Raw genomic sequence first — 23077 nt, forward strand, 5'->3', positions numbered from 1 at the left:
ACCCCAGCACTATTGCCTGCTGAAATTTTCAAAGTAGCAAACTGAGATTGTCCCGAACCATCCGAAAAACCTGATCCTGCTGAAACATTATAATACCCACTAGCTGTTGACATTGCTGAAATAAATACCATAGAACCAGCTAAAGCTGTTGACATATTCTTACCTGAACCTATTGAAAATCCAGAACCTTTAGAAAAGCCATTTCCATCACTCATATAAGCACTTGCTGATTTGTATCCAACAACAATTTGTTTTCCACCACCATTGTAAGCGTTAAAACCCATAGCATCAGCTGTATTGGCATCAATTTGACCTTTAGATTCTCTTAAAGATACCGAAGTTTGAGAAATAAGATCGGTTTTACCCATACCTACTACACTAAGATTAGTTCCGCTTATGTTGATATCTCTACCATCATTTTTAACTAAAGACAATCTTCCATAATTTTCTTTTTGAGTTCCTAAAATACCAGATCCAGCTCCAATTTCTCCTGTGATTTTTATGCCTCTACCATCAGCTGAAGTTAAAACCAAACGACCATTTTCATCCTGAGAAGCTTGAACTCCAGTAGTATCTTTAACTGCATTGATAGCAGAAACTAATTGACCACTTTGATCTCCATCTTTGTAATCAATTTTACCTATGGTTACTCCATTGATAGCAAAATCAGATGAAGTTGAACCTGCTTTTATAGCATAAGCCCCTATAGTTCTTACATCATAAGTTGCTCTAACTCCTGTTTTATCTGCATTTTTATTAATCTCTTCAGCCAAAGCTCCAAGACCTGTTCCTACTGAAGTTGAAATCACAACATCTTGAAATTTAAAATCTTCAATACCATTATAGTTTTTAATAGTAAGTCCTACTACACCTGAACTCACACTTTGAGAACCTGTTTCAAATCTTGTCACACCGATCTTTGAAGACTGAGTTGCTCCTATAGTTGCCTTAACAGTTTGATTTGAGCTTGAACCAATTTGAAATTCTTGATTGGTAAAACCACCACTTAAAAGCTGTTTACCGTTAAATGAAGTAGTATTGGCGATATTATCAAGTTCTTCCATGAGTTTGTTTATATCTGCTTGAAGCATGGTTCTTGTTTTTAAGCTTTGACCATCTTGAGCTGCCTGAGTTGCTTTAGTTTTAATAGTATCTAAAATTTTAAGCTGCTCATCCATAGCCTTATCAGCAGTTTGTAAGATACCCAAAGCATCATTACCATTTGATATAGCTTGACCTAGAGTATTTGCTTGAGATCTTAAGCTATCTGCAATAGCCATCCCTGAAGCATCATCTGCTGCGGAGTTAATTCTAAGACCTGAGCTAAGTCTTGCTAATGAACTGTCTAAACTTTTGGCATTTAGATCTGAATTTGCTTTTGCATTTAATGCTGCGACATTTGTGTTAATACGAAATCCCATTTTAAATCCTTTTAAATAAATTCAAGCTCATCCATGAACTTGTTAAATACTATATCGTTTATTTTTTTAAAATAATTATACTTAATATTATAAAAAATTAAAAATTTTTTACTAATTTTTGCAAAATTCCTTTTTCAATTTCTATTTTTTCAATAAAAAAAATTAACCATTTTTTATAAGCTATAAAAATTAAAATGAAATATTCCTCATCTTTTTTAATTTTTTGTGCAATAATTTGGCTAAGTTCAAATTCTTTATAAGATAATAATCCTTTTTGAATTCTCTCAAAAAAACACAATTTTTCATTTATAGAAGTAATAAAATCTTCCATAGTTTCATTAAAATTGTACAAAATTTTTAAGGGTAATTTTTCTTGCTTAATTAAAATTTTATCTAGGGCATTGTATAAAAATTGAGCATCTTCTAAAACTAAATTTATAATTTTTAAATTTTTATCAAAATATTCTAAAATTTTGTTTAATAATTTATTACTTCTATTTAAAGTGAAAGTTTTTGGAATTTCTAGTATTTTTTTCTTTTCATTGGCAAATTTTAGACAACATTCCTTAAAACTGAGCTCTTTTGTGAAAGCTATCCTAGCTCCACCTTCGGTAGCATTATAAAAATTAATATAAATATAATTAGAAAAGAGAAATTCCAATTTTTTTCTATAATCATCCCATCCAATATGAGTCATCACTTCTCCAACTCCACCATAAGCTAGAGTTTTTAAACTGGGAATATTTAAGATATGATCAATATTCTCACCCAGCGCAAAATCACTAAAATGCGAATTACCTTCTTTGCTATAAGCTAAATCTTGACCTATTATAATAATATTTTTAAATCCTAAAGTTAAAGCTAAGGTATAACACATATGCCCTACATGAGTTCCAATATCTAAATAACCGAAATCATGAAAAATAAATCTATAATCATTAAAATTTTGATTCAAGACAATACATACTGAAAGATTTTTTGATTTTAAAAAATTAATAATACTTGGAAAAGTATTTTGACCTAAAATAAATAAAGTTTTTTCTAATTTATTGATATCAATATTTTTAAAAAATTCAATTGGATGTTCTTCATAATCTAAATTTAAGACATAATCAGGAATTATATCATTTTTATAAAGCAAAGGAAAAGCCCCATCGGCACAAAAAATCACAAAATTTTCTTGGTATTTTTTTAAAAGTGGAATTTGTTTTTCAAGACTAGGTCCAGCACAAACCACTATACAATTTTCAAATTGATTTTTTCTTTCTTGAATAATTCTTTGAAAAGGAATACTTTTTAACATTAAAGGAATATTTTGTATAAAATTATCATAGCAAATTAATGATAATTTACATTCTGGGTCTAAATTTCTAATAACAAGATTCATATTATCATTAATTACACGATCTATTTTTTTAATCTCCTCTATAAAATACTTCTCATAATAAGAGCAATTAATAAACATTTCATACAAACTTAAATATCCAAACATATCTTTTTGATCAAAAAGTATACTAAGCTGTATATTAACTTTCTCTTCCTTAACATCCACCAGATAAATTTTTCCACTACAAAGCTCTTCACTCAAATCCAGCATACTTAAAGCTAAGATAAAAAGTTCTATTTCACTTTCAAATACAAAAAGATGTTTATAGTGTTTAGCTAAATTTTTAATCAGTAAAGCATTGCCTATACCATAAATACATACAAAAGGATATCTAGGAGTTTTTTCTAAAATACTTTGATAGAAAAAATTTAATTCTTCTTCTAAGTTTTCATACATGAAAACATTATGAGTTTTATCATAGATATTTAAATTTTCATCTATATTAAAACAAGAACAAGTTTTATTTTGTATGAAATTTAAAAGTTTATTTCCTAAGGGTTCATTTACTCCACTTAATAAAGCTTGTATGTTTTTTTCTAGTATGGTCATTAGCTTTCCTTAAATTTTATCTATTTTGAGTGATATTTTGTCATCTTTTTCGCTAAATTGATACAACAAATCCTCACAAGGATAAGAGATACATTTTTCTTTACAATCTTTTTTTGAATTTTGTTTTATTTTTTCTAGCATTAAAGGAAGTTCTTTCTTAATCAAAAGTTTTACTGGAATTCCCATGCCATGATTTAAGTTTTTAATAAATTTTCCATCAACTTGAGATTCTTTAGTAATAGAATGCAAAGTTGCATCAAAGCCAAGTTTTTCAAGCTCTTCATAAAGTATGGTTTTTTCTTTTAAAGAAACATACTCATCATATAATGAATGATAACTTATAAAGCAAGTTTTTAAACATTTTGATTGTTCTAAAAGATGATCTTCTTCTAAAAGATTTCGAATTTTTCTTCTTGCGGGAGAAAAAAAGCGAGGCGATGAAGAATTACTTGTCCAAAAAGTTTTTGTCGAACAATGTGTTTTAATATGATGAAAAAAATCAAAAGTAGCAAATTCGCTATACTGCATAAAATCTATTTCCTTTCCAAAACCTACAACTCTCCATAAAAACTTAGCATATGCAGAATTATCCAACACTCCATCTATTAGCCAAGGTGCAATTTTAGCTGCCAAATGTGCTAAATATCCCCCGTGAGAACTACCTATCATAATAACGGGTATACCCCCCCCCATAGTATCAAAAGGAGCATGTTTTTTAAGATAAAGTGCAACATTTAAAAGATCTTGAGCTTGCATGATTCCAAAATTTTGATATTCATTTTTTGTAGGTTGCAAACTTACATGTAAATTTAAAAAATAATTTGGTGTAAAATTACCTTTTTGTTTACCTTCAACTATTTGATTATTTACAAAATGAAAAATTTCACTCATTTGTTCATAGTCTTGAATTTTATCAACATCATAAGGAAGCTTGATATCCGCAACTTCACAACTTACTTTTAAAATAAGCTTGTCTATATCATCTAAATAAAAAGTTGATCCAGTTTGAGGACGATTACCAATACAATGATAATTTACTCCAACTACAGCAGTATTAAATTGTCTTACCATATAATCACCAACATATTGGATCGATGATATATCATCACCCATACCTTGCACCACAAACACCAAAGCTTTGGGTGTTTTTTCATCATCATACCAAAGCTTAAATTCAAGCTTTGATTCTCTTTTTATACCAAGTTCTACATCATCACAAGAGTCAATCTCATAAGTTTTACTCACTATCATTACATTCCCCCTATTAAAAGATAAGTTTTGCTCGCTAGGTTTTTAAAATTTTCATTCTTACTTAAAATCACACAAGCTTTATTACTAGAAGAGCTTGTAAAGTCTATATTTTCTAAATCTTCATGAGCCTGATTGGCTGCGTTGATGATAGCATTTTTACTTGCCTCATTGCTTGAAATTCCCATGAGCATAAAATCAGCTTTATTTATAAAAACAAGTTTTAAGCATTCTTTATCATCGCCTACACGAAAATTTACTTCTTTTGTACCGTTAAAATTACTAAGATCGACATTTTCAACCCCACTTACATTACTCATCGTTTTCATAGAGCTTAAATGATCATTTTTTAAAGCATAAATGCTTATATCATTGATCAAAGTTTTAAGGTTGTTTAAAGACTTGCTAACTTCAGCTTCATCCTTGCTTGAACTCATTTTTGGTAAAGCAATAGCAGCTAAAATTCCCAAAATAACGATCACAAAAACAAGTTCTAATATAGTAAAAGCTTTTCTCATCTATATCCTTGAAAAATTTTTATTTTTAGGGCTTAAAATATCTTCTTCTATGGTTACAAATTCCTTTTTTTCATAAGCATCAACTGCAGCTCTTGCTATCATCAAAGCATTATCAGAGCAGAATTTTAAAGGAGCTAGTTTTAAATTTGCATTATATTTTTGACATAAATTTTGCAAACGCGAACGCAAATTAAGGTTTGCACTAGCTCCACCTACAACGCCAAAATTTTTAAATTTATAAAGATTAAAAATTTTTTCTAATTTATCCATGATATGATCACAAGCCGTATTTTCGAAGGCATAGGCTATTTCTGCTTTTATATCATCACTTAAATTTTCATGTTTTAAAATTTCTAAACGCACTGCATTTTTAAGCCCTGAAAAACTATAAGCAAGTTCTTTAGAATGTTTTAAAGGTATATTAAAAGAGATATTTTTAAGTTTGGCATTTTTTGCTAAATTTTCTATGATGACCCCACCAGGATAACCTAAATTCATCATTTTAGCCACTTTATCAAAACTTTCTCCAAAGCTATCATCATTTGTGCTTGCTAAAAGCTCTAAGTTTGCATCATCTTTAAGATAAAGCACCATAGTATGCCCACCACTAACAAGCAAAATTCCCATATCTAAAGAAATTTTTTCTTCTAAAAAAAGACTATAAATATGACCTTTAAGATGATTTATAGGGATTAAGGGTAAATTTAGAGCACTTGCTAAGGTTTTTGCCATGGAAATTCCACTGAGCAAAGAAACGCTAAGCCCAGGTTCATTTGTCACAGCTATGGCACAAAGATTTTTAAAATGCTCTTTGCATTGCTTAAGTATCTTTGGCAAAGCTTCGCTATGAAGTCTTGCAGCAAGTTCAGGCACCACTCCCCCATAGATACTATGATCTAATTCTTGGGAAATTTTTTTATGAAATTTACACTCTAAGGTATTTTTATCAATGATAGCTATAGAACTATCATCGCAAGAACTTTCTATAGCTAAGATAAGATTTTTCATTCAAATTCCACTAAAATAGAACCTAAGAATTTATCTTTTGATCTTGCCATTTTAAGAGTGTTTAAATCCAAATTTTTAGCATTTTTGATCAACTTGCTATTGGTATTTGCCTCTAAAAGTTGTTGCAAATTTACCCCTCTTAACTCATAAAATTCCACTCTATAAATTTTACCTGCCATATCTAAAGAGTATTGTGTTTGCATATTTTTTTTATGAACTAAAACACCGCTTTCATCTTTTCCATGATCAAAACCTATGATATTTACGCGTACATTAGCTATCTTTGGAATAAGAAAATTCTCTTTTACTTTTACCTTGCTTCCAAAAGAAGCTGTGGTTTCATTACCATCAACTTGAAAAGTTACTTCATTAAAAGCATCGCTAAATTCTAAATACTCAGGGTATAATCTTGTTTGAAAACGATTGCCATACTGGATATAAAAAGAATTTCCTTCTGCGATAACAGCGGTAAGTTCATTGCTTGTATTATAATTTAACTCTTTATTTACCGGAAAAGGCACATAGTTGATAACCTTTCTTGGATTTTTTAAAGAAAGTAAAATTCTATCATCAAAAAGTTTCACTTCAAGCTCTTTATTTATGGCTTTATCAACCCCTTGTGGGGTAAGTTCAAAATCTCTGCTAAATTCAATTCCTGCGGTTTTTAGATAATTTTCAATTGCCAAAAGATGATAATAAGCTCTTAAATTTACAGGCAGATTTTTACTCGCTTCATTTGCAAAAGCAGCTTTGTGATTTGAAATCACAAAATAAGTTAAAGCTTTAAGCATTTCCGTATCACCAAGCTCTTGGGTTTTGGTGTTTTTAAGATGATAAGCATGCTTTGGATCAGCAAGTGAAGAATTGACGCTATTTACGGTTTGAGTAGCGATATTTTCAAGATCAGGGTATTTGCTTGCATTGATTTCGCTTGTGTCAATCACACTTGAATTTCCCCAACGCTTAGGATTTTGCATCGCATCGATATAAGTAGGTTTATAAAAACCCCAACCATCGTGAAGATTGATCACCATACTAACTTCAGGAAGTAAAATAAGCTCTTTAATGCGTTGAACTCTCTTATAATCAGGATCCTTTGGGCTAATGCTTGCAAATTTACGGTTTAAATCCCCATTATTCCCACGAGAACGCTTGATAATGCTATCAAAAGCTAAATTTGGAGCCACTATAATCTTACCCTTAGTGATATTATAATCACTCAAAAGCAAACTTGCTGCATGAAATCCACCAGGCTCATCGCCTTGAATTCCACCAAAGATCAAAACCGTATTATTATCATCTAGACTTTTTCCATTTTCTCCTACGCTAAAGTCTAGTTCTAAAGCAAAAATACTTGTTATAAAAAATAAAATTGTTAAAAAAAATTTCATTTTAACTCCTTAAATACTCTCTTGTTTTAAAATCATACTCAAAAACTTCTTCTATGCTTGAAATTTTAGGTACTCCAAAGTGATCAAGAGCTTTAAAAATGTATTTAGCAATGTCTAAAAATCTACTTTTATTTTCTAAAAAATTATAAACACCAACTTCATTAGCAGCATTGATGATAACACCTAAATTTGGCTCTTTTAAAAATGTATTTTTAAGCTTAAAAATAGGATATTTTTTTGTGCTGATCGGATGAAATTTTAAAGCAGGCATTTTGCTAAAATCAACAGCCTCTAAAATAGGCGTATCTTGTTTTTCAAATATAGCATCTGAAATAGCTAATTTCATATCTGCTTTTGAAAAATACGCCGTGCTAGCTCCATTTTTAAATTCACACATTGCATGCACTAAAGATCTTGGTTCTATTAAAGCATCAATTTCTTTAAAATCATATAAATGATAAGCCTCTATAATCTCAAAAAGCTTATTTGCCATAGTCGCACTATCTATAGTGATCTTTGCTCCCATGTTCCAATTAGGATGTTTTAAAGCATCTTTGACACTAACTTGATTTAAATCTTTGATTTTGTACTTATAAAAAGCTCCACCACTTGCTGTGATATAAAGTTTTGCTATATTTTTTTTACCTTCGAGTAAAAATTTTAAAGCCGCATGCTCACTATCAACGGGTAAAAATTTAGCCCCTTTTAAAAAACTCCCAGCCACCACAAGACTTTCTTTGTTAGCTAAGGCTATGTTTTTGCCAAGTTCTTTAGCCTTTAAAGTGCTTTTAAGTCCTGCAAAACCTACAATGGCATTGAGCAAAAGTTTGTCTTGGCATTCTGTTAAAATTCGCTCTAAACCTTCTTGCCCTATAAAAACTCTATCGTGTTTAACTAAATGCTTATTTTTTGAATCTTTTATGGCAACAAATTTAGGCTTAAACCTTGCGATTTGTTCATTTAAAAGAGCGATGTTATCTCCACAAGCTAAAGCAGAAATACGAATGTTTTTTAAAGCAGCAAGTTTAAGAGCATTTACTCCTATACTACCCGTACTTCCAAAAAGTATCATAAAAGAGCAACCATCACAAAAGCAGCAATGATCACCGCATCGATCCTATCAAGCACACCCCCATGACCAGGGATAAGATCTCCACTATCTTTTACGCCTGTTTCTCTTTTAAAATAACTCTCAAGCAAATCTCCAATCACTGCAAAAATCGCTACAAAAAACGAACAAAACAAAGAAAGCCAAAAACTATAAACAAAAACTCCCAAAATAGTTCCAATAACACTCGCACAAATCAAGCCGCCTATAACACCTTCTAAGGTTTTGTTTGGACTTGTTGGAGAAAAAGGAGTTTTACCTATAAGTTTTCCGATAAAATACGCCCCACTATCACAAGCTGTAACGATAATGATAAGCCAAAAAAGCGCAAACATACCCTGATCTAAATACACTTGCCAAAGTGCTAAAATAGGCAAACTAGGATAAATATAAATAAGAGCTGGTTTTAAGGAAGCCTTTTTATAAACCAAATATCCAACAACTAATAACAAAGCTAAAATCCCAAAAAGCAAAGCTTTATGCGATAAACTTCCCAAAATAAAAGCTATAGCCAAAGGGATAATAGAAATATTTTCTAAAGCAAAAAGTTTTTTTGCTTCACTAAAAGATAAATACAATAAAACCGCAAAAACGATAAAATTGATAAAAAATTGATCAATCAACGCGATAATAATAATAGCCCCTATCATCACAAGAGCTGAAATAATTCTAGTTGTATTAAACATATTTTTCCTTATATACTAATATCTAAGCGATGAATGCTTTGTGCGTCTTTAAAATTTGGATCTTTAGACTCATCTTCTTCATTTTTCTCATCATTGCTAGTTTTAGCCTCTTGATTGTGTTTTTTCTTTTTTTCTTCTTGTTCGGCTTTCTCTTTGATCTCTTCTTTGATTTCATGAGTCTCATTGACTTTTTCAAGCTTGTTTAAAGTTTTTTCTTTTTCATTAAATTCAGCCATATTTAGCGTAGCTGCAAAACCTTCTTTTGCAAGCTCATTGCTTGCTTGTGTAGCTGGATAAGCCATATTTTGATTTATATAATTGACATTTCCTAATGGGCTAACTGGCATTTTAATCCTTCGTGATATTAATACTTTTAAAATTTGTATAATTTACAAACGCCTTTTGCTGAACCTTAACAAAATTTTTTAAGGTATAATCGACCCAATACGAACCTTTCTTTAACTTAGAAAAGCTTACACAAAGCCTTGCAGCAAATTCTATCACATCAAGGCTGATTTTTTGCTTGTTTGATACAATCAAAGTATGCGCACTAGGAATATCCCTTACATGAAGCCACAAATCATCTTTTTTAGCATTTTTAAGTAAAAATTCATTGCCTTTTTCATTTTTACCCACGCAAATTTTAAACTCATTAAAATAAAAATTTGCCACAAGATCTTCTTGTTTATGATCTTGATTTTTTTTGCTATTTTTTTTAGGTAGTAAAATTTCAAGCTCTATCTCACTCTTAGCTTGAAGCAATAATTCTTTTAAACTCAAGGTAAAATCTAACTTTTCTTTTAAATTTTGCCTTTGTATGTTTAAATTTTTAGCTTTTTGTTCTAATTTTTTGGCATTTTTATAGTATAAATTAGCACTTTGCTTAGGACTAAATTCAAGCTTAAATTCAAGCTCTTTGCCTTCAAAATCATCAAGCTTAAATTCCCTTTCATAATCTTTTAAAACACTCAAATTTGCAAACAATACATCAGCCCTTTTTCTGTATTCTAAAGCTTTTAAGAGTAAAGAATTTTCTTCATCTAAACTAGAAAAAAGTTCTTGTAAATTTTGTATTTTTTTATCCACTTGTGCAAGTTTTAAATTTTTTATTTGTTTGATTTTACTCTCATAAATGCTTGTAAATTTGCGAGAAAAATAATCTGCAAAGTCTTTAATTTCCTCAAAACTTTCATCCATTTTATAAGGCTTTAAAGGCTCTAAAATCACATTAGGTTTTACTACACGATAGCTTTTATCAATGTGCCTTAAAGCCTCTATGATCAAATCTTTTTCATCTGTAAGAATAACATTGGTATTTTTACCCGTAAATTCAAAATAAATCTTGCTCTCATAGCTTTTATAAGCCTTATTAGCTTTTACACTAAAACATAAAATACGATTGCCTTCAAGAACTTTAACTTCCTTTATAAAAGCATTGCTAAAATACTTTTTAAGCATAAAATCAAAAGGTGCATTATAATTTTTTGCATTAAATTTAGCTGTATAAATCGCACTCATTGCACGAGTGAGATCAAAAATAAATCTTTCTTTATCAAAGCTTAATTCCAAAATATTGTCATTGATACGCTTGATAAAATCGATTTTTTTAAACTGAGAAAAAAAAGTTTGCAATTGTAAAAGTTCTGTGTATTTCATAAAAGAAATTATAAAATATTTTAGCGAATTTGTGGTAGAATTAAACTAAAAAAGGAAATTTGTGCAGCTTAATGAGCTAAATTGCGTGATTTTATGTGGTGGTAAATCTAGTCGTATGGGACAAGATAAAAGCAAATTGATTCTTAAAAATCAAAATTTAACTCAATTTCAAGTAAATAAATTTTCTAAAATTTTTAAAAATGTCTATGTGAGCGCAAAAGAAGACAAATTTGAAAACCATTTTAGCTTGATAAAAGATTCTTTAGAATTTGAAGTTTACTCTCCTATGCTTGCGCTTTACTCTATACTTTCAAATTTTAAAAATGAATTTGTTTTTGTTTTAAGTGTAGATAGTCCTAAAGTAGGTGAAAATGAGCTTTTAAAAATGCTTCCTTTTTTAGAGCAAAACTATAAAATAATCATAGCCAAAACTCCTTTACATAAACATCCCTTGTGCGGCTTTTATCACAGCTCTTTAGCTCAAACTTGTAAAAATTTCTTAGAAAAAAATGAACAAAAAATAGGACTTTTATTTTCTGAGATTAAAACCAAATTTGTGGAATTTGAAGATGAAGATGCTTTTTTAAATCTTAATTTTTATGAAGAATATGAAAAATTTAAAAGTGAGTTAAAATGAGAAAAATTGCTTTATTTTTAAGCTTATGTGTTCTTATATGGGCTAGTGATTTGCAACAAGCTTTAGAGTATGAAAAACAAGGCGATTATAAAAAAGCTATGGAAATTTACAAAAAACTCGCTTTAAAAAATTCACCTGTTTTAATTTCTCAAGAACAAAATAAAACTAAACAAACTACTCAAAATGAAAAATCTATTATTGCAGCCAAAGAAGAAAGACAAGATTTTGCTCGTCTTGCCTTGGCAAATTATCTTGAAGAAGATGAATACTTTAACCCTCTTGGCATTAGTGCTTATAAAATGAATTATTTTCTACCTTTGGCTTATAGTTTTAACTCTCTGGAAGAAAATCACAATAAAAGTGAAGCTAAATTTCAACTTAGCATTAAAAAAAGACTTTTTGAAAATTTACTAGGACTAGATGAAAAATATTATATAGCCTATACCCAAACTTCTTGGTGGCAAATTTATGAGCATTCTTCTCCTTTTAGAGAAACCAACTATCAACCAGAATTTTTTATAGATTTTCCTTTGTATCTTAAAGATTATGAATTTTTTAACAACCTACGCGTAGGTATATTACATGAAAGCAATGGCAAGGGAGATGAGAATTTGCAATCTCGCTCATGGAATAGAATTTATGTATCTACAGCTATTTTATATAATAAATTTTTATTTGTTCCACGCCTTTGGTATAGAATTCCTGAAAGCAAAAAAGATGATGATAATCCTGCCATCTTGCATTATATGGGAAATTTTGATGTGAATTTAGCGTATTTAGGCGATGATTATTTTATCAATCTTATGCTAAGAAACAATCTTAAATTCCGCAATAACAAAGGCGCTATACAAGTTGATCTAGGATATGATATTTTTAATAACGGAATTTATTGGTATTTACAATACTTTAATGGCTACGGAGAAAGCCTTATAGACTATAACAAACACTTGCAAAGACTTTCCACTGGATTTTTGATTTCTTACTAAAATATCCTTTGTAGTTTTATCATTTCTTAAAACAAATTTCATTACAATTTCATTTTTGATAATTATTATTACTATAAGGAAAGATTTGTTTTTTAAGCATATATTGAGTTTAAAAGTGCTTATAGCTTTACTTTTATTCTTTGGAATGATAAGTTTATTTATAGGAGTTATCAGTATCAATGTAAAAGATATTCTTAATCTTAACTCCACTCAATTAGAAATCATAACTCTCACAAGAATTCCTAGACTTATAGCGATTTTACTCACGGGAATGAGTCTTAGTATATGCGGACTTATCATGCAACAACTCACGCAAAATAAATTCGTTTCCCCAACTACAGCAGGAACTATGGATTGTGCTAAATTTGGCATACTTGTTTCTTTAATATTTTTTGCTGGAGCGTCTTTTTTCACTCAAGCTATCATTGCATCTGTATTTGCGCTTTTGGGTTCTTTTATATTTATCCAAATTTTAAGAAAAATCAAACTCAAAGATGTGATTTTTGTACCTTTGATAGGCTTGATGTTTGGAGGCATTATTAGTGCTATAACCACTTTTTTTGCCTATGCTTTAAATTATATACAAAATATCCAAGGCTGGTTACAAGGCAGTATGGCAAATGTTATGCAGGGAAATTATGAATTGCTCTACATTTCTTTACCACTTTTTATACTTGCTTATTTTTTAGCTCATAAAATCACCATAGTTGGCATGGGCGAAGATATAGCTTTAAATCTTGGAATTTCTTATAATGGTATATTATTTTTAGGCTTGATGATTGTAAGCATTATCACTAGTTTAGTGATTGTAAGCGTTGGGATTATCCCTTTTTTAGGGCTAATTATCCCAAATTTAGTAGCTCTTTATCTAGGTGATAATCTTAGAAAAAATCTCATCTATATAGCACTTTGTGGAGCTTTGTTTTTACTTGTTTGCGATATCATTTCAAGACTTGTCATCTTTCCTTTTGAAATGCCTTTAAGTATCACTACAGGTGTTTTAGGATCTTTAATCTTTATCTTTCTTTTGCTAAAAAGGAAAGTTTATGCGTAAAAAAATGCTGATTTTAAGCTTTTTAACACTTGGTATGATAGGGATTTTTATACTTGTGGGTTTAAATGGCTTTGATGAGTATGCCTTAAAAAGTCGTTTTTTACAAATTGCAGCTATTATCATAGTAGCTATTTGTATCGCTGTTTCAACAGTGGTTTTTCAAACTTTATGCAATAACAAAATTCTAACCCCTGCCATCATAGGATTGGATTCTTTATATATGTTACTTCAAAGTGCTCTTATCTTTTCTTTTGGTGCAGCTAATTTAAGTGTTTATAAAAACGATATCAATTTTTTAATCACTCTGGTTTGTATGGTGGTTTTTTCGCTAGGACTTTATAAAATTTTATTTAGTAGCGATAGAAGTATTTATCTTATAATGCTTTTAGGCTTAGTTTTTGGAACACTTTTTAGCACTTTAAGCTCTTTTTTTGAAGTATTAATCGACCCTGATGAATTCATGGTAATACAAGGAAGAATGTTTGCTAGTTTTGATAATATTGCTTTTGATGTTTTAATTCTTGCTTATATCATTAGCTTTTTAAGTTTTATATGGATTTTTCGCTATATGAAATTTTTAGATCCTTTAAATTTAGGCAAAGATTTAGCGATAAATTTAGGGATAAATTATCAAAAAATTTCAAAACAATTGATGATTATCATAGCTATTTTAACTTCTATTAGCACCGCACTTGTAGGTCCTATAACCTTTTTGGGGCTTTTGGTGGTAAATATCACTTATGAGCTATTTAAAACTGCAAAGCATAGTATTTTACTAAGTGCTTGCATACTCATTAGCATTTTAGCTTTGCTTGGAGGGGTGTTTTTTGTCTCTAGAGTTTTTGATTATAATGCCACTATAAGCGTGGTTATTAATTTCTTAGGTGGGATATATTTTATCTATCTTGTATTAAAGGGTAATAAATTATGATTAAACTAAAAAATATCACCAAATTTTATGATAATAAAGCCATTATTTCAAATCTTAGCCTTGATTTTCATAAAGGCAAAATCACTTCTATAATAGGAGCCAATGGCGCTGGAAAATCCACTCTTTTAGCTCTAGCGAGTCGTTTGATAAAACCTAGTAGTGGAGAAATTTATATTGATGGAGTAAATTTAAAAGACTATAAAGAGCAAATCTTAGCACAAAAAATTTCCATTCTCAAACAACAAAACAATATCAATTTAAGATTAAAAGTTGAAGAATTAGTCGCTTTTGGGCGTTTTCCGCATTCTCAAGGAAGACTTAATGCAAACGATAAAATCAAAATCAATGAAGCTTTAGAATATATGGGACTTAGCAACTTAAGAAATGAATTTTTAGATACATTAAGTGGCGGACAAAAACAAAGAGCTTTTATAGCCATGATCATCGCTCAAGATACTGAATTTATAATGTTTGATGAACCTTTAAACAATCTTGATATGAAGCATAGTGTACAAATCATGCAACTAATGAAAAATTTAGTCAAAGACTTTAACAAAAGTATAGCTGTTGTATTACATGATATTAATTTTGCTTCGATTTATTCTGATGAAATCATAGCCTTAAAAGATGGGAAGCTTTTAAAACAAGGTTCAAAAGATGAAATCATCAATCAAGAAAATTTAAAACAAATTTATGATATGGATATACCCGTAAGTCAAATTGATGGTAAGAAAATTTGTATTTATTTTTAAAAAGGAGAAAATATGAAAAAATCTTTAGTTTTTGCATTTTTTGCATTTTTTTTAAGTCTAATCTTAACAGCTTGTAATTCAAACTCAAACGAAAACAACGCAAGTTCTACAACAAAAACCAACACTGCTACAGTGAAAGTTTTGCCTATTAGCATGAGTGATGAGGGTGATAGTTTTTTAGTGAAGGATAGCCTAGGAGAAAATAAAATCCCTAAAAATCCTTCTAAGGTAGTGATCTTAGATCTTGGAATTTTAGATACTTTTGATGCTTTAAAATTAAACGATAAAGTCGCAGGCGTTCCTGCTAAAAATTTACCAAAATACCTACAACAATTTAAAAACAAACCTAGTGTAGGCGGAGTGCAACAAGTTGATTTTGAAGCCATTAATGCTTTAAAACCTGATCTTATCATTATTTCTGGACGCCAAAGTAAATTTTATGATAAGTTAAAAGAAATAGCTCCAACTTTATTTGTAGGTCTTGATAATGCAAATTTTTTAAGCTCTTTTGAAAATAATGTTTTAAGCGTTGCAAAACTTTATGGTTTAGAAAAAGAAGCTTTGGAAAAAATTTCAGATATTAAAAATGAAATTGAAAAAGCCAAAAGCATAGTTAATGAAGATAAAAAAGCTCTTATCGTTCTTACAAATTCTAACAAAATTTCAGCCTTTGGCCCTCAATCTCGCTTTGGGATTATTCACGATGTTTTAGGGATTAACGCAGTAGATGAGAATATAAAAGTAGGCACACACGGCAAAAGTATCAATTCTGAATTTATACTAGAAAAAAATCCTGATTATATTTTTGTTGTTGATAGAAATATCATTGTAGGCAACAAAGAACGCGCTCAAGGCATACTCGATAATGCGCTTGTTGCTAAAACCAAAGCAGCACAAAACAAAAAAATCATCTATCTTGATCCAGAATACTGGTATTTAGCAAGTGGAAATGGACTAGAGTCTTTAAAAACTATGATTTTAGAAATCAAAAACGCTGTAAAATAATACAATCTCGCAAGAGCTAGTCTCTTGCTTTAATACTTAATAAAATACTTGGAATTTTCAAGAAAGTTTTAGTGGCGGACAGAGAGGGATTTGAACCCTCGAGACCCGTTAAGATCTGCACCCTTAGCAGGGGTGTGGTTTCAGCCACTCACCCATCTGTCCAATAAAGTAAAGTATGATTATACAAAAAAATAAATAATACCTAGCTTAAAAAGCTAGGAAAAATCAAAGGCTAAGATAAGCCAAAAGCAAAGTTACAACAACCCCTACTCCAAGAACTGCAAATTGTTTACTTCTATCTTTTTTATTTGCAAACAAAGTAATCATAAGCCCTGAAATATAAAGCATAAATAAAGTAATACCAAAGCCTACGCTAAGCACAGAAAAATACCAAGCACCCTTATCTTTATGAAGCATAATCATATCTCCAAGTAAAGATCTTGTTTTTAAGGTAATGTTGTATTCATTAGTAGAATTTTGAGTTATATTAGCACTATAATGAGTTCCGCCTATTGTTATGCCTTTATCTTTACTTTTAATGATATCTGTATTAGATGGCACTTTTAAACCATTTGTTTTTAAGTACTCTATTAAGGCTTCTCTTTCTTTACCACTTTCTATAACTTTTGACAATTGATACTGCTCAACTTTCAAACCCACATCTTGATTAATACCAAAAATATACGCTATACCTGTTAAAGCAAAAAGCAAGGCGCAAGGCAAGAAGAACAAACTAAGATAGATATGAACCTGTCTAAACAATTTATTTTTATTGATCATTTTAAATCCTTTTTGATTATCAAAATTTGTGATATTTTGACAAAACAAAGTGAAGTAAAAGTGAACTTCAAATAAAAAGTTTATATTTTTTAAAACAAATAAAAGAAAAAGCCCTATGATTTATAGGGCTTAAGAATTATTTTTTATCAATCACTTGATAATTATAAGGAACAAGCTCTTTATCATGCTCTAAAAGTTCTTTTGGAGGATTACCATTAACATCTTTTTCATCTGCATAGTAACGCTCTCCAGCTTTATGGCCATTAACATCTACTTTATAGTAAAGCTCTCCTGGATTAAATTTTTGAATATCTTCAAAACCTAAATTTGAAGTTTTAAAATCTTTAATTCCGTTTGCTGTCGCAATTTCTACAAGTTTAGTTTGTCCCATTCTTGCCATATCAACAGCTTGCAATAACATTCTTGAAGCTTCGCGAGGATTATGGAAACCAGTTGAGTTTTCAGCATTAACAAAATCCGCTCTCATTTGGGCTTTACGATGAAGTTCTAAAACTTCTTTTAGTTCTTCGCTAATTTTTTTCGCATCAGCTTTTCCATCGCTTTGGAATTTTTCCATATTGCCTAATTCATCGCGTAGTTTTTTAGTATCCATAATCAAACTAACAATTGCGTACTCTGCAGTTCTTTGATCATGTGCAACGCTATTTTGTATGTCAAGTACTTGAGCTTTTAAATAATCTTCGCTTTGTTTATGACAAGACTTACAAGCAGAGTTAATATCTCTTAAAGGAGAAGTGATATTGTGTTGAGTAACCTTTTTAGCCCCTTCTCTAACATAAGGCATATGACAATCCACGCAACTTACTCCATTTGCAGCATGCACACCGCCACTATAAAGTTCACTTTCTGGGTGTTGAATTTTAATAATTTGTGCCCCTGTTAATTTATGAGTAAAATCAGCTCCAAATACTCCACGAATTTTATCATAATAATCATCTAGCATTTCAATTCTAAATGGTTGTCCTTTTTTCCACTCACTCCAAGGAAAAGTTAAAACTATACCATCGGTTTCAATCTCTTTAGCTTTATTTCCATCTCTCCAAAATTCATACTCATCATAATTTTTCTGAGTTCCATTCCACCATTTTTTAGAACTATCATCTACAATAGTTTCACCCATTACTTTTACTTTTTCCCCTGTTGGTTTAAAATAGTATTCAACATGGCATTGAGAGCAAACTAAAGTTCTCATTTCTTCCCTTGTAGCTTTTACGCCTTGTACCGGATCTTTTTCATATCCCCTAGAAACTAAAGCATTAATAGCTGCTGGACGAGTAAGTCTTAAACTCATATCATTTGGATTGTGACAATCTGCACAAGTTACGCCCATTCTTTTACCACCATGTGGGCCTGCATGTTCAGGTGAATTTTCTACTATACCATCAACAGCTGGGATATTTTTAATCATAGTCCAATAATTTGTAGAATTAAAAGCAGTAAAATCCCCTTTAGCAACATTTTTTATAAGCCATGGAGTCCATCCACTATGACAATTCATACAAGCTGCGGGCTGGCCTTTAAAAGCAGCAAGGCCGTGAGCATTAAGAAAATCTTTGTTGTTTCTTGCTGTTTTCATTTGATCTACTTGAACCCAAAAATGCCCTCTTTCTTCATTGAAATCAAGACTAAAAGGATATCCTGCCCAAAGTATGGTTAATTGAGGAAAGCGAATCAATTTTGAATAAGCTAAATTACCACCAAATTCAGTAGCTTTAGGCTCTTCTTTTTCAACTGTTAAATACATTTTTAGCTGCTCTGGAAAAACCTTACCCCATTTTTCAAAATTTGGATCATCATCACTAAGCAAAGAAAAATCAGCATTTGCTGCAATGGCATTTTTATTTGCTTCATCTTCTTTTTTTTGATTGATATCATTATTTAGCCATAAAACTCCCGCTATAAGTAAAACCAAAACAACAATACCCAAGCGTAAAATATTTTTTTTCATTCATCTTCTCCTTATTAAATTCCGTGTTTATGTCCAACATCTTTATGACAAGAAGCACAATTTAATGACTTGTCTGCATGTGGATTTGTTGTAGCATTGATAGCTGTTTGAGCAAAATCTGCATGACAGCGTATGCAGTTTTCTTGCACCATTTTTCTGCTTTTTTCAGTCGCACTCAAATTTGTAGGCAACTCATCAAGTTTAAAAGTAAAAGCATAAGCATGCCCTAAACCACTTTGAGCTTTAGCTATCCACTTAGCTACAAAATTATGTGGCAAATGGCAATCCACGCAAGTTGCCCTAGGTTCGCCTTTGACTTTTTGAGAGTGCGGCCCTGCCATGTATTCATTATAAACTTCATTCATAATATGGCAGTTATTACAAGATTCGCTTGCATTGCTTAAATAAGATGTGCCCTTAGCGTTATAAAAAGTATAAAACCCAACCGCAAAGAAAACAAAAAGCAAAACAAGAAAAATAGTAAAAAGATTCGAAGTTTTCTTCAAAATTTTCCTCCTTAAAATTATCATTTCTTAAAATCTTCAATGAAACAACAATGTCACAGAATTTCCCAGAAATAAATTTTGTGATTCTAACATAGATGAATTTAATATAATTTTAAAGATATATTTACTCTTAATTAACCTAAAAAATTTAAAACTTTTATTCAATAATTTCAAAATAAATGATAAAATACAACTAAAAAAGGAAAAATTAATGCAAACAAGTCCTGATATGTTTATCAATCGCGAACTTTCTTGGCTTCGCTTTAATTCTCGTGTTTTAGACCAATGTTCTAAAAATTTACCCTTGTTAGAAAAATTAAAATTTATAGCTATATATTGCACTAATTTAGATGAATTTTATATGATACGCGTCGCAGGCTTAAAACAACTTTTTTCAGCTGGAGTTAATGCAAGCAGTAGCGATGAAATGACCCCGTTACAACAATTAAAAGCCATACGCAAATACTTACACCAAGAAAAAGAGCTTTTGGAGCGTTATTTTAATGAAATCACAAGTGAATTAGAAAAAGAAAATCTTTTCATAAAACATTATGAGAATTTAGATGAAAATTTAAAACAAAAATGTGATGAGTATTTTTTCTCTAATATTTTTCCTGTTATTGTTCCAATAGCTGTTGATGCTACTCACCCTTTTCCGCATTTAAACAACTTATCTTTTTCACTAGCGGTTAAAATTTGCGATAAAGCGCATCCTGAACTTGTAAAATTTGGAATGATTAGAATTCCAAGAGTTTTACCTCGTTTTTATGAAGTAAGTGCAAATATTTATGTTCCTATAGAAAGTATAGTCCATCAACACGCAGAAGAAATTTTTCCAGGCTATAAACTCTTAGCTTCAGCAGCATTTAGAGTGACTAGAAATGCAGATATGGTAATAGAAGAGGAAGAAGCTGATGATTTTATGATGATTTTAGAACAAGGCTTAAAACTTCGCAGAAAAGGAGCTTTTGTAAGATTGCAAATTCAAAAAGATGCAGATGAACAAATCGTAGAATTTCTTAATACTCACATGAAAATTTTTCATAAAGATGTTTATGAATATTCTATTTTACTCAATCTCCCTAGCCTTTGGCAAATCGCAGGAAATAAAACCTTTACACATCTTTTAAGCCCACTTTACACGCCTAAAACTTTACCACCTTTTGATGAGAATTTATCTATTTTTGATGCTGTAGAAAAAGAAGATATACTCATTATACAACCTTTTGAAAGTTTTGATCCAGTTTATAAGTTTATCAAAGAAGCAAGCAAAGATCCTGAAGTAATTTCCATAAGAATGACACTTTATAGAGTTGAAAAAAATTCCAATATAGTTCAAGCTTTAATTGATGCTGCAAGCGATGGAAAACAAGTAACTGTGATGGTAGAATTAAAAGCACGTTTTGATGAAGAAAATAATCTTCATTGGGCGAAAGCTTTAGAAAATGCCGGAGCTCATGTTATTTATGGCATTACAGGTTTTAAAGTCCACGCTAAGGTTTCTCAAGTCATACGCAAACAAGGGGATAAGCTTAAATTTTATATGCATTTAAGCACAGGAAATTACAATGCAAGCAGTGCTAAAATTTATACTGATGTGAGTTATTTTACAAGCAAAGTAGAATTTGCAAGAGATACGACAAAATTTTTTCATATCTTATCAGGCTTTAGTAAAAACCGTCGTCTTCAAACTCTTTCAATGAGTCCAAATCAAATCAAAGAAAAAGTTTTAGAAATGATACGCACTGAAACAAGCAAAAAAAATGAAGGTGTGATTGTAGCTAAAATGAACTCTCTTGTGGATAGTGATATCATACAAGCGCTTTATGAAGCAAGCATGGAAGGAGTACAAATCGATCTTATCATACGCGGAATTTGTTGCTTAAAACCTGATGAAGAATACAGCAAAAACATACGCGTTAGAAGCATCATAGGAAAATACTTAGAACATGCTAGAGTATTTTATTTTAAACATAGTGAGCCAAATTATTTTATATCGAGTGCAGATTGGATGCCAAGGAATTTAGAGCGTCGCTTAGAACTTATGACTCCTATATATGATGAAAGAAGCAAAGCTAAATTAGCTCAATTTTTACGCTTACAACTTAGCGATAATGTTTTAGCTTATGAGCTTAAAAACATTGGAGAGTATGAAAAAATTCCTTCTTCTGAAAAAACCATAGATTCTCAACAAACCTTAGAAGAATATGTAAGTAAAATTTATAAAACACTTAAAAAAGATACAGATCAAAGTCGTGCAACGCACTTAGCTTCCAAACTTTTCAAAGAAAACTAAAAGTTTTTAGGGTTTTTACTCTAAAGACTTATTTACTTGTTTGTTATAAAAAAAGGGCTTTAAGATAAAGCCTTAGGAGATTTCCCATAGAAATAAACAATCATTTCTAAACTATAAAAAGATTTAGAAATGATTTTTAAGATTAAAATTTATACTTAAGTCCTACTTGACCACTTAAGTAAGTTTCATTTTTATTATCTACTTTACCTGCTAGTATTTGTTTAGCACCAAAGCCAAGATTTATACTGAGTTGATTTGTAAAATCTACATTACCCCCTACGATAATTTGTCCGTATGTTTTTTTCTTGTTGTTAGCTTCTACGCTAGTAAAGAAAGCATTATTTACAGCTAGGTTAGCTGTGTAATCATCACCACTATTGATAACAAATTGTTCTATTTTTGGAGTTACAAAAATATAAGAGTTTTCATTCATATATTTTCTAAATTCAGCACCCATTTCAACACTTACAGAATTGTTTTTCATAGAATCAATATCTTTAGCAATAGCACCATTTTCTGTATGAGATGGAGTATAACTAAAATAATAATTTATCCCTGCAAAAGGTTTAATAAATAAAGTATTATCACTAAAGTCAAACACACGACCTACATTAGCACTAAATCCTAAGAATTTGCTTGTATAATCTGAGTTATATGCACCATCTGTTTGAATATTGTCTTGTTTAGTTGGAGAAACTTGAGCATAAGCTTTAAGATTAAGTTCCCATTGTGGAGCTATATTGATAGTAGAATACATACCTAATTGGAAGTTATCGCTTTTTTGTTCTAAATTATTGTCTTTGATTTTAGCATTTGCATAAGTAAAATAAGCACCCCATAAAACATTATCATTAGCTTGTTTATCTACCCCTACGGTAGCACCATACATTGCACCACTATCTCCATCGATAATGTTAGCACCACCAAAAGCATTAGCCCAAATACTATTGGTATATTCATTTACATAGCTTGGTCTCATATCACTATCTAAAGCAGCAAATTTAAGGCCATTCATTTTAGAAGCATAAGTTCCAAAAGGATTGTTTAGCATTGCTACACGAGAACCTATAGAAACATCATTAGAAATATTCATAGTGGTATTTACTGCACTAGAAGCTGAATTGAGATTGGATACAGATTTACCTGTATTGTCTGTGTCTTTTTTGATTTGTAGGGCTAGTTTTACACC

20 protein-coding genes, 1 tRNA gene and 1 pseudogene are annotated in these 23077 nt (G+C 30.4%); 7 read left to right on the forward strand and 15 right to left on the reverse strand.

Annotated elements, in window-relative coordinates; genetic code table 11:
- From AJ939_RS02870 to AJ939_RS02915, 10 genes are all read right to left on the reverse strand, one after another.
- Positions 1-1421: flagellin (locus AJ939_RS02870; protein ID WP_070276023.1), on the reverse strand; the 1421-nt coding region annotated here is incomplete at its 3' end.
- Positions 1422-1518: 97 nt separating this feature from the next.
- Complete coding sequence (locus AJ939_RS02875) at positions 1519-3357, reverse strand: motility associated factor glycosyltransferase family protein (RefSeq protein ID WP_070276022.1); 1839 nt, start codon at positions 3355-3357, stop codon at positions 1519-1521.
- A gap of 9 nt (positions 3358-3366) precedes the next feature.
- Entirely contained in the window at positions 3367-4608 is a 1242-nt protein-coding gene (locus tag AJ939_RS02880) for a DUF2920 family protein (protein WP_070276021.1), read from the reverse strand.
- Entirely contained in the window at positions 4608-5123 is a 516-nt protein-coding gene (locus tag AJ939_RS02885) for a type II secretion system protein (RefSeq protein ID WP_070276020.1), read from the reverse strand. Before AJ939_RS02885 ends, AJ939_RS02880 begins: the two co-directional genes overlap by 1 nt.
- Entirely contained in the window at positions 5124-6131 is a 1008-nt protein-coding gene (tsaD, locus tag AJ939_RS02890; RefSeq protein ID WP_070276019.1) for a tRNA (adenosine(37)-N6)-threonylcarbamoyltransferase complex transferase subunit TsaD, read from the reverse strand. It abuts the gene before it with no gap.
- On the reverse strand, positions 6128-7522 hold the full coding sequence (locus AJ939_RS02895; protein ID WP_070276018.1) for a M99 family carboxypeptidase catalytic domain-containing protein: 1395 nt from the start codon (positions 7520-7522) through the stop codon (positions 6128-6130). Before AJ939_RS02895 ends, tsaD begins: the two co-directional genes overlap by 4 nt.
- A 1-nt stretch (position 7523) precedes the next feature.
- Entirely contained in the window at positions 7524-8594 is a 1071-nt protein-coding gene (gene dxr / locus AJ939_RS02900; RefSeq protein ID WP_070276017.1) for a 1-deoxy-D-xylulose-5-phosphate reductoisomerase, read from the reverse strand.
- Positions 8591-9316 carry a phosphatidate cytidylyltransferase gene (locus tag AJ939_RS02905; protein ID WP_070276016.1) on the reverse strand — a complete coding sequence of 242 codons (726 nt, stop codon included), beginning with the start codon at positions 9314-9316 and terminating at the stop codon, positions 8591-8593. Before AJ939_RS02905 ends, dxr begins: the two co-directional genes overlap by 4 nt.
- A gap of 8 nt (positions 9317-9324) precedes the next feature.
- Positions 9325-9663: a hypothetical protein gene (locus AJ939_RS02910; RefSeq protein ID WP_070209791.1), complete on the reverse strand. Its 339-nt coding sequence runs from the start codon at positions 9661-9663 to the stop codon at positions 9325-9327.
- A gap of 1 nt (position 9664) precedes the next feature.
- The gene (locus tag AJ939_RS02915) at positions 9665-10972 is read right to left on the reverse strand and encodes an NFACT RNA binding domain-containing protein (RefSeq protein ID WP_070276015.1); all 1308 of its coding nucleotides are present in this window, start codon (positions 10970-10972) and stop codon (positions 9665-9667) included.
- A 61-nt stretch (positions 10973-11033) separates the two neighbouring features.
- On the opposite strand from AJ939_RS02915, the gene AJ939_RS02920 reads away from it, so the two are divergent.
- The 6 genes from AJ939_RS02920 to ceuB all read left to right on the forward strand — a co-directional run bounded on the left by AJ939_RS02920 (position 11034) and on the right by ceuB (position 16337).
- Complete coding sequence (locus AJ939_RS02920; protein ID WP_002855734.1) at positions 11034-11609, forward strand: molybdenum cofactor guanylyltransferase; 576 nt, start codon at positions 11034-11036, stop codon at positions 11607-11609.
- Positions 11606-12595: a phospholipase A gene (locus AJ939_RS02925; protein WP_070276014.1), complete on the forward strand. Its 990-nt coding sequence runs from the start codon at positions 11606-11608 to the stop codon at positions 12593-12595. The genes AJ939_RS02920 and AJ939_RS02925 overlap by 4 nt, the downstream gene beginning before the upstream one ends.
- An 85-nt stretch (positions 12596-12680) precedes the next feature.
- Positions 12681-13649, forward strand: a complete 969-nt coding sequence (locus tag AJ939_RS02930) for an ABC transporter permease (protein ID WP_070274159.1) — start codon at positions 12681-12683, stop codon at positions 13647-13649.
- Positions 13642-14580, forward strand: coding sequence for an iron chelate uptake ABC transporter family permease subunit (locus AJ939_RS02935; protein ID WP_044778851.1), 939 nt, complete (start codon positions 13642-13644; stop codon positions 14578-14580). The genes AJ939_RS02930 and AJ939_RS02935 overlap by 8 nt, the downstream gene beginning before the upstream one ends.
- Positions 14577-15332, forward strand: a complete 756-nt coding sequence (locus AJ939_RS02940; RefSeq protein WP_044778852.1) for an ABC transporter ATP-binding protein — start codon at positions 14577-14579, stop codon at positions 15330-15332. The genes AJ939_RS02935 and AJ939_RS02940 overlap by 4 nt, the downstream gene beginning before the upstream one ends.
- Positions 15333-15344: 12 nt before the next feature.
- A complete protein-coding gene (ceuB, locus tag AJ939_RS02945; protein ID WP_044778853.1) occupies positions 15345-16337 on the forward strand; it encodes an enterochelin ABC transporter substrate-binding protein CeuB in 993 nt (330 codons plus the stop codon).
- 72 nt (positions 16338-16409) lie between these two features.
- Here the strand turns inward: ceuB and AJ939_RS02950 are convergent.
- The 4 genes from AJ939_RS02950 to nrfH form a co-directional block, all read right to left on the reverse strand.
- A tRNA-Ser gene (locus AJ939_RS02950) sits at positions 16410-16499 on the reverse strand.
- A 63-nt stretch (positions 16500-16562) separates the two neighbouring features.
- Complete coding sequence (locus AJ939_RS02955) at positions 16563-17117, reverse strand: membrane protein (protein WP_002892921.1); 555 nt, start codon at positions 17115-17117, stop codon at positions 16563-16565.
- Positions 17118-17253: 136 nt separating this feature from the next.
- Positions 17254-19086 (reverse strand): ammonia-forming cytochrome c nitrite reductase subunit c552, encoded by a 1833-nt coding sequence (locus AJ939_RS02960; protein WP_070240329.1) that lies wholly within the window; start codon positions 19084-19086, stop codon positions 17254-17256.
- Between the two features lie 14 nt (positions 19087-19100).
- Positions 19101-19616 carry a cytochrome c nitrite reductase small subunit gene (nrfH, locus tag AJ939_RS02965; RefSeq protein WP_010891930.1) on the reverse strand — a complete coding sequence of 172 codons (516 nt, stop codon included), beginning with the start codon at positions 19614-19616 and terminating at the stop codon, positions 19101-19103.
- A gap of 187 nt (positions 19617-19803) precedes the next feature.
- On the opposite strand from nrfH, the gene AJ939_RS02970 reads away from it, so the two are divergent.
- Positions 19804-21888 carry an RNA degradosome polyphosphate kinase gene (locus AJ939_RS02970; RefSeq protein WP_070276013.1) on the forward strand — a complete coding sequence of 695 codons (2085 nt, stop codon included), beginning with the start codon at positions 19804-19806 and terminating at the stop codon, positions 21886-21888.
- A gap of 142 nt (positions 21889-22030) precedes the next feature.
- Here AJ939_RS02970 and capC read toward each other — a convergent pair.
- Positions 22031-23077, reverse strand: a pseudogene (gene capC / locus AJ939_RS02975) (autotransporter adhesin CapC); the annotation flags it as partial.

Origin of the sequence: Campylobacter sp. BCW_6889 (assembly GCF_001762535.1) — a bacterium.
GTDB lineage: Bacteria > Campylobacterota > Campylobacteria > Campylobacterales > Campylobacteraceae > Campylobacter_D > Campylobacter_D jejuni.

What these genes read in the sequence shown, in the direction of transcription:
- AJ939_RS02875 (WP_070276022.1), bottom strand. Translation starts at nt 3,357, where the DNA reads ATGACCATACTAGAAAAAAACATACAAGCTTTATTAAGTGGAGTAAAT.
- AJ939_RS02880 (WP_070276021.1), bottom strand. Translation starts at nt 4,608, where the DNA reads ATGATAGTGAGTAAAACTTATGAGATTGACTCTTGTGATGATGTAGAA.
- AJ939_RS02885 (WP_070276020.1), bottom strand. Translation starts at nt 5,123, where the DNA reads ATGAGAAAAGCTTTTACTATATTAGAACTTGTTTTTGTGATCGTTATT.
- tsaD (WP_070276019.1), bottom strand. Translation starts at nt 6,131, where the DNA reads ATGAAAAATCTTATCTTAGCTATAGAAAGTTCTTGCGATGATAGTTCT.
- AJ939_RS02895 (WP_070276018.1), bottom strand. Translation starts at nt 7,522, where the DNA reads ATGAAATTTTTTTTAACAATTTTATTTTTTATAACAAGTATTTTTGCT.
- dxr (WP_070276017.1), bottom strand. Translation starts at nt 8,594, where the DNA reads ATGATACTTTTTGGAAGTACGGGTAGTATAGGAGTAAATGCTCTTAAA.
- AJ939_RS02905 (WP_070276016.1), bottom strand. Translation starts at nt 9,316, where the DNA reads ATGTTTAATACAACTAGAATTATTTCAGCTCTTGTGATGATAGGGGCT.
- AJ939_RS02910 (WP_070209791.1), bottom strand. Translation starts at nt 9,663, where the DNA reads ATGCCAGTTAGCCCATTAGGAAATGTCAATTATATAAATCAAAATATG.
- AJ939_RS02915 (WP_070276015.1), bottom strand. Translation starts at nt 10,972, where the DNA reads ATGAAATACACAGAACTTTTACAATTGCAAACTTTTTTTTCTCAGTTT.
- AJ939_RS02925 (WP_070276014.1), top strand. Translation starts at nt 11,606, where the DNA reads ATGAGAAAAATTGCTTTATTTTTAAGCTTATGTGTTCTTATATGGGCT.
- AJ939_RS02935 (WP_044778851.1), top strand. Translation starts at nt 13,642, where the DNA reads ATGCGTAAAAAAATGCTGATTTTAAGCTTTTTAACACTTGGTATGATA.
- AJ939_RS02940 (WP_044778852.1), top strand. Translation starts at nt 14,577, where the DNA reads ATGATTAAACTAAAAAATATCACCAAATTTTATGATAATAAAGCCATT.
- ceuB (WP_044778853.1), top strand. Translation starts at nt 15,345, where the DNA reads ATGAAAAAATCTTTAGTTTTTGCATTTTTTGCATTTTTTTTAAGTCTA.
- AJ939_RS02955 (WP_002892921.1), bottom strand. Translation starts at nt 17,117, where the DNA reads ATGATCAATAAAAATAAATTGTTTAGACAGGTTCATATCTATCTTAGT.
- AJ939_RS02960 (WP_070240329.1), bottom strand. Translation starts at nt 19,086, where the DNA reads ATGAAAAAAAATATTTTACGCTTGGGTATTGTTGTTTTGGTTTTACTT.
- nrfH (WP_010891930.1), bottom strand. Translation starts at nt 19,616, where the DNA reads ATGATAATTTTAAGGAGGAAAATTTTGAAGAAAACTTCGAATCTTTTT.
- AJ939_RS02970 (WP_070276013.1), top strand. Translation starts at nt 19,804, where the DNA reads ATGCAAACAAGTCCTGATATGTTTATCAATCGCGAACTTTCTTGGCTT.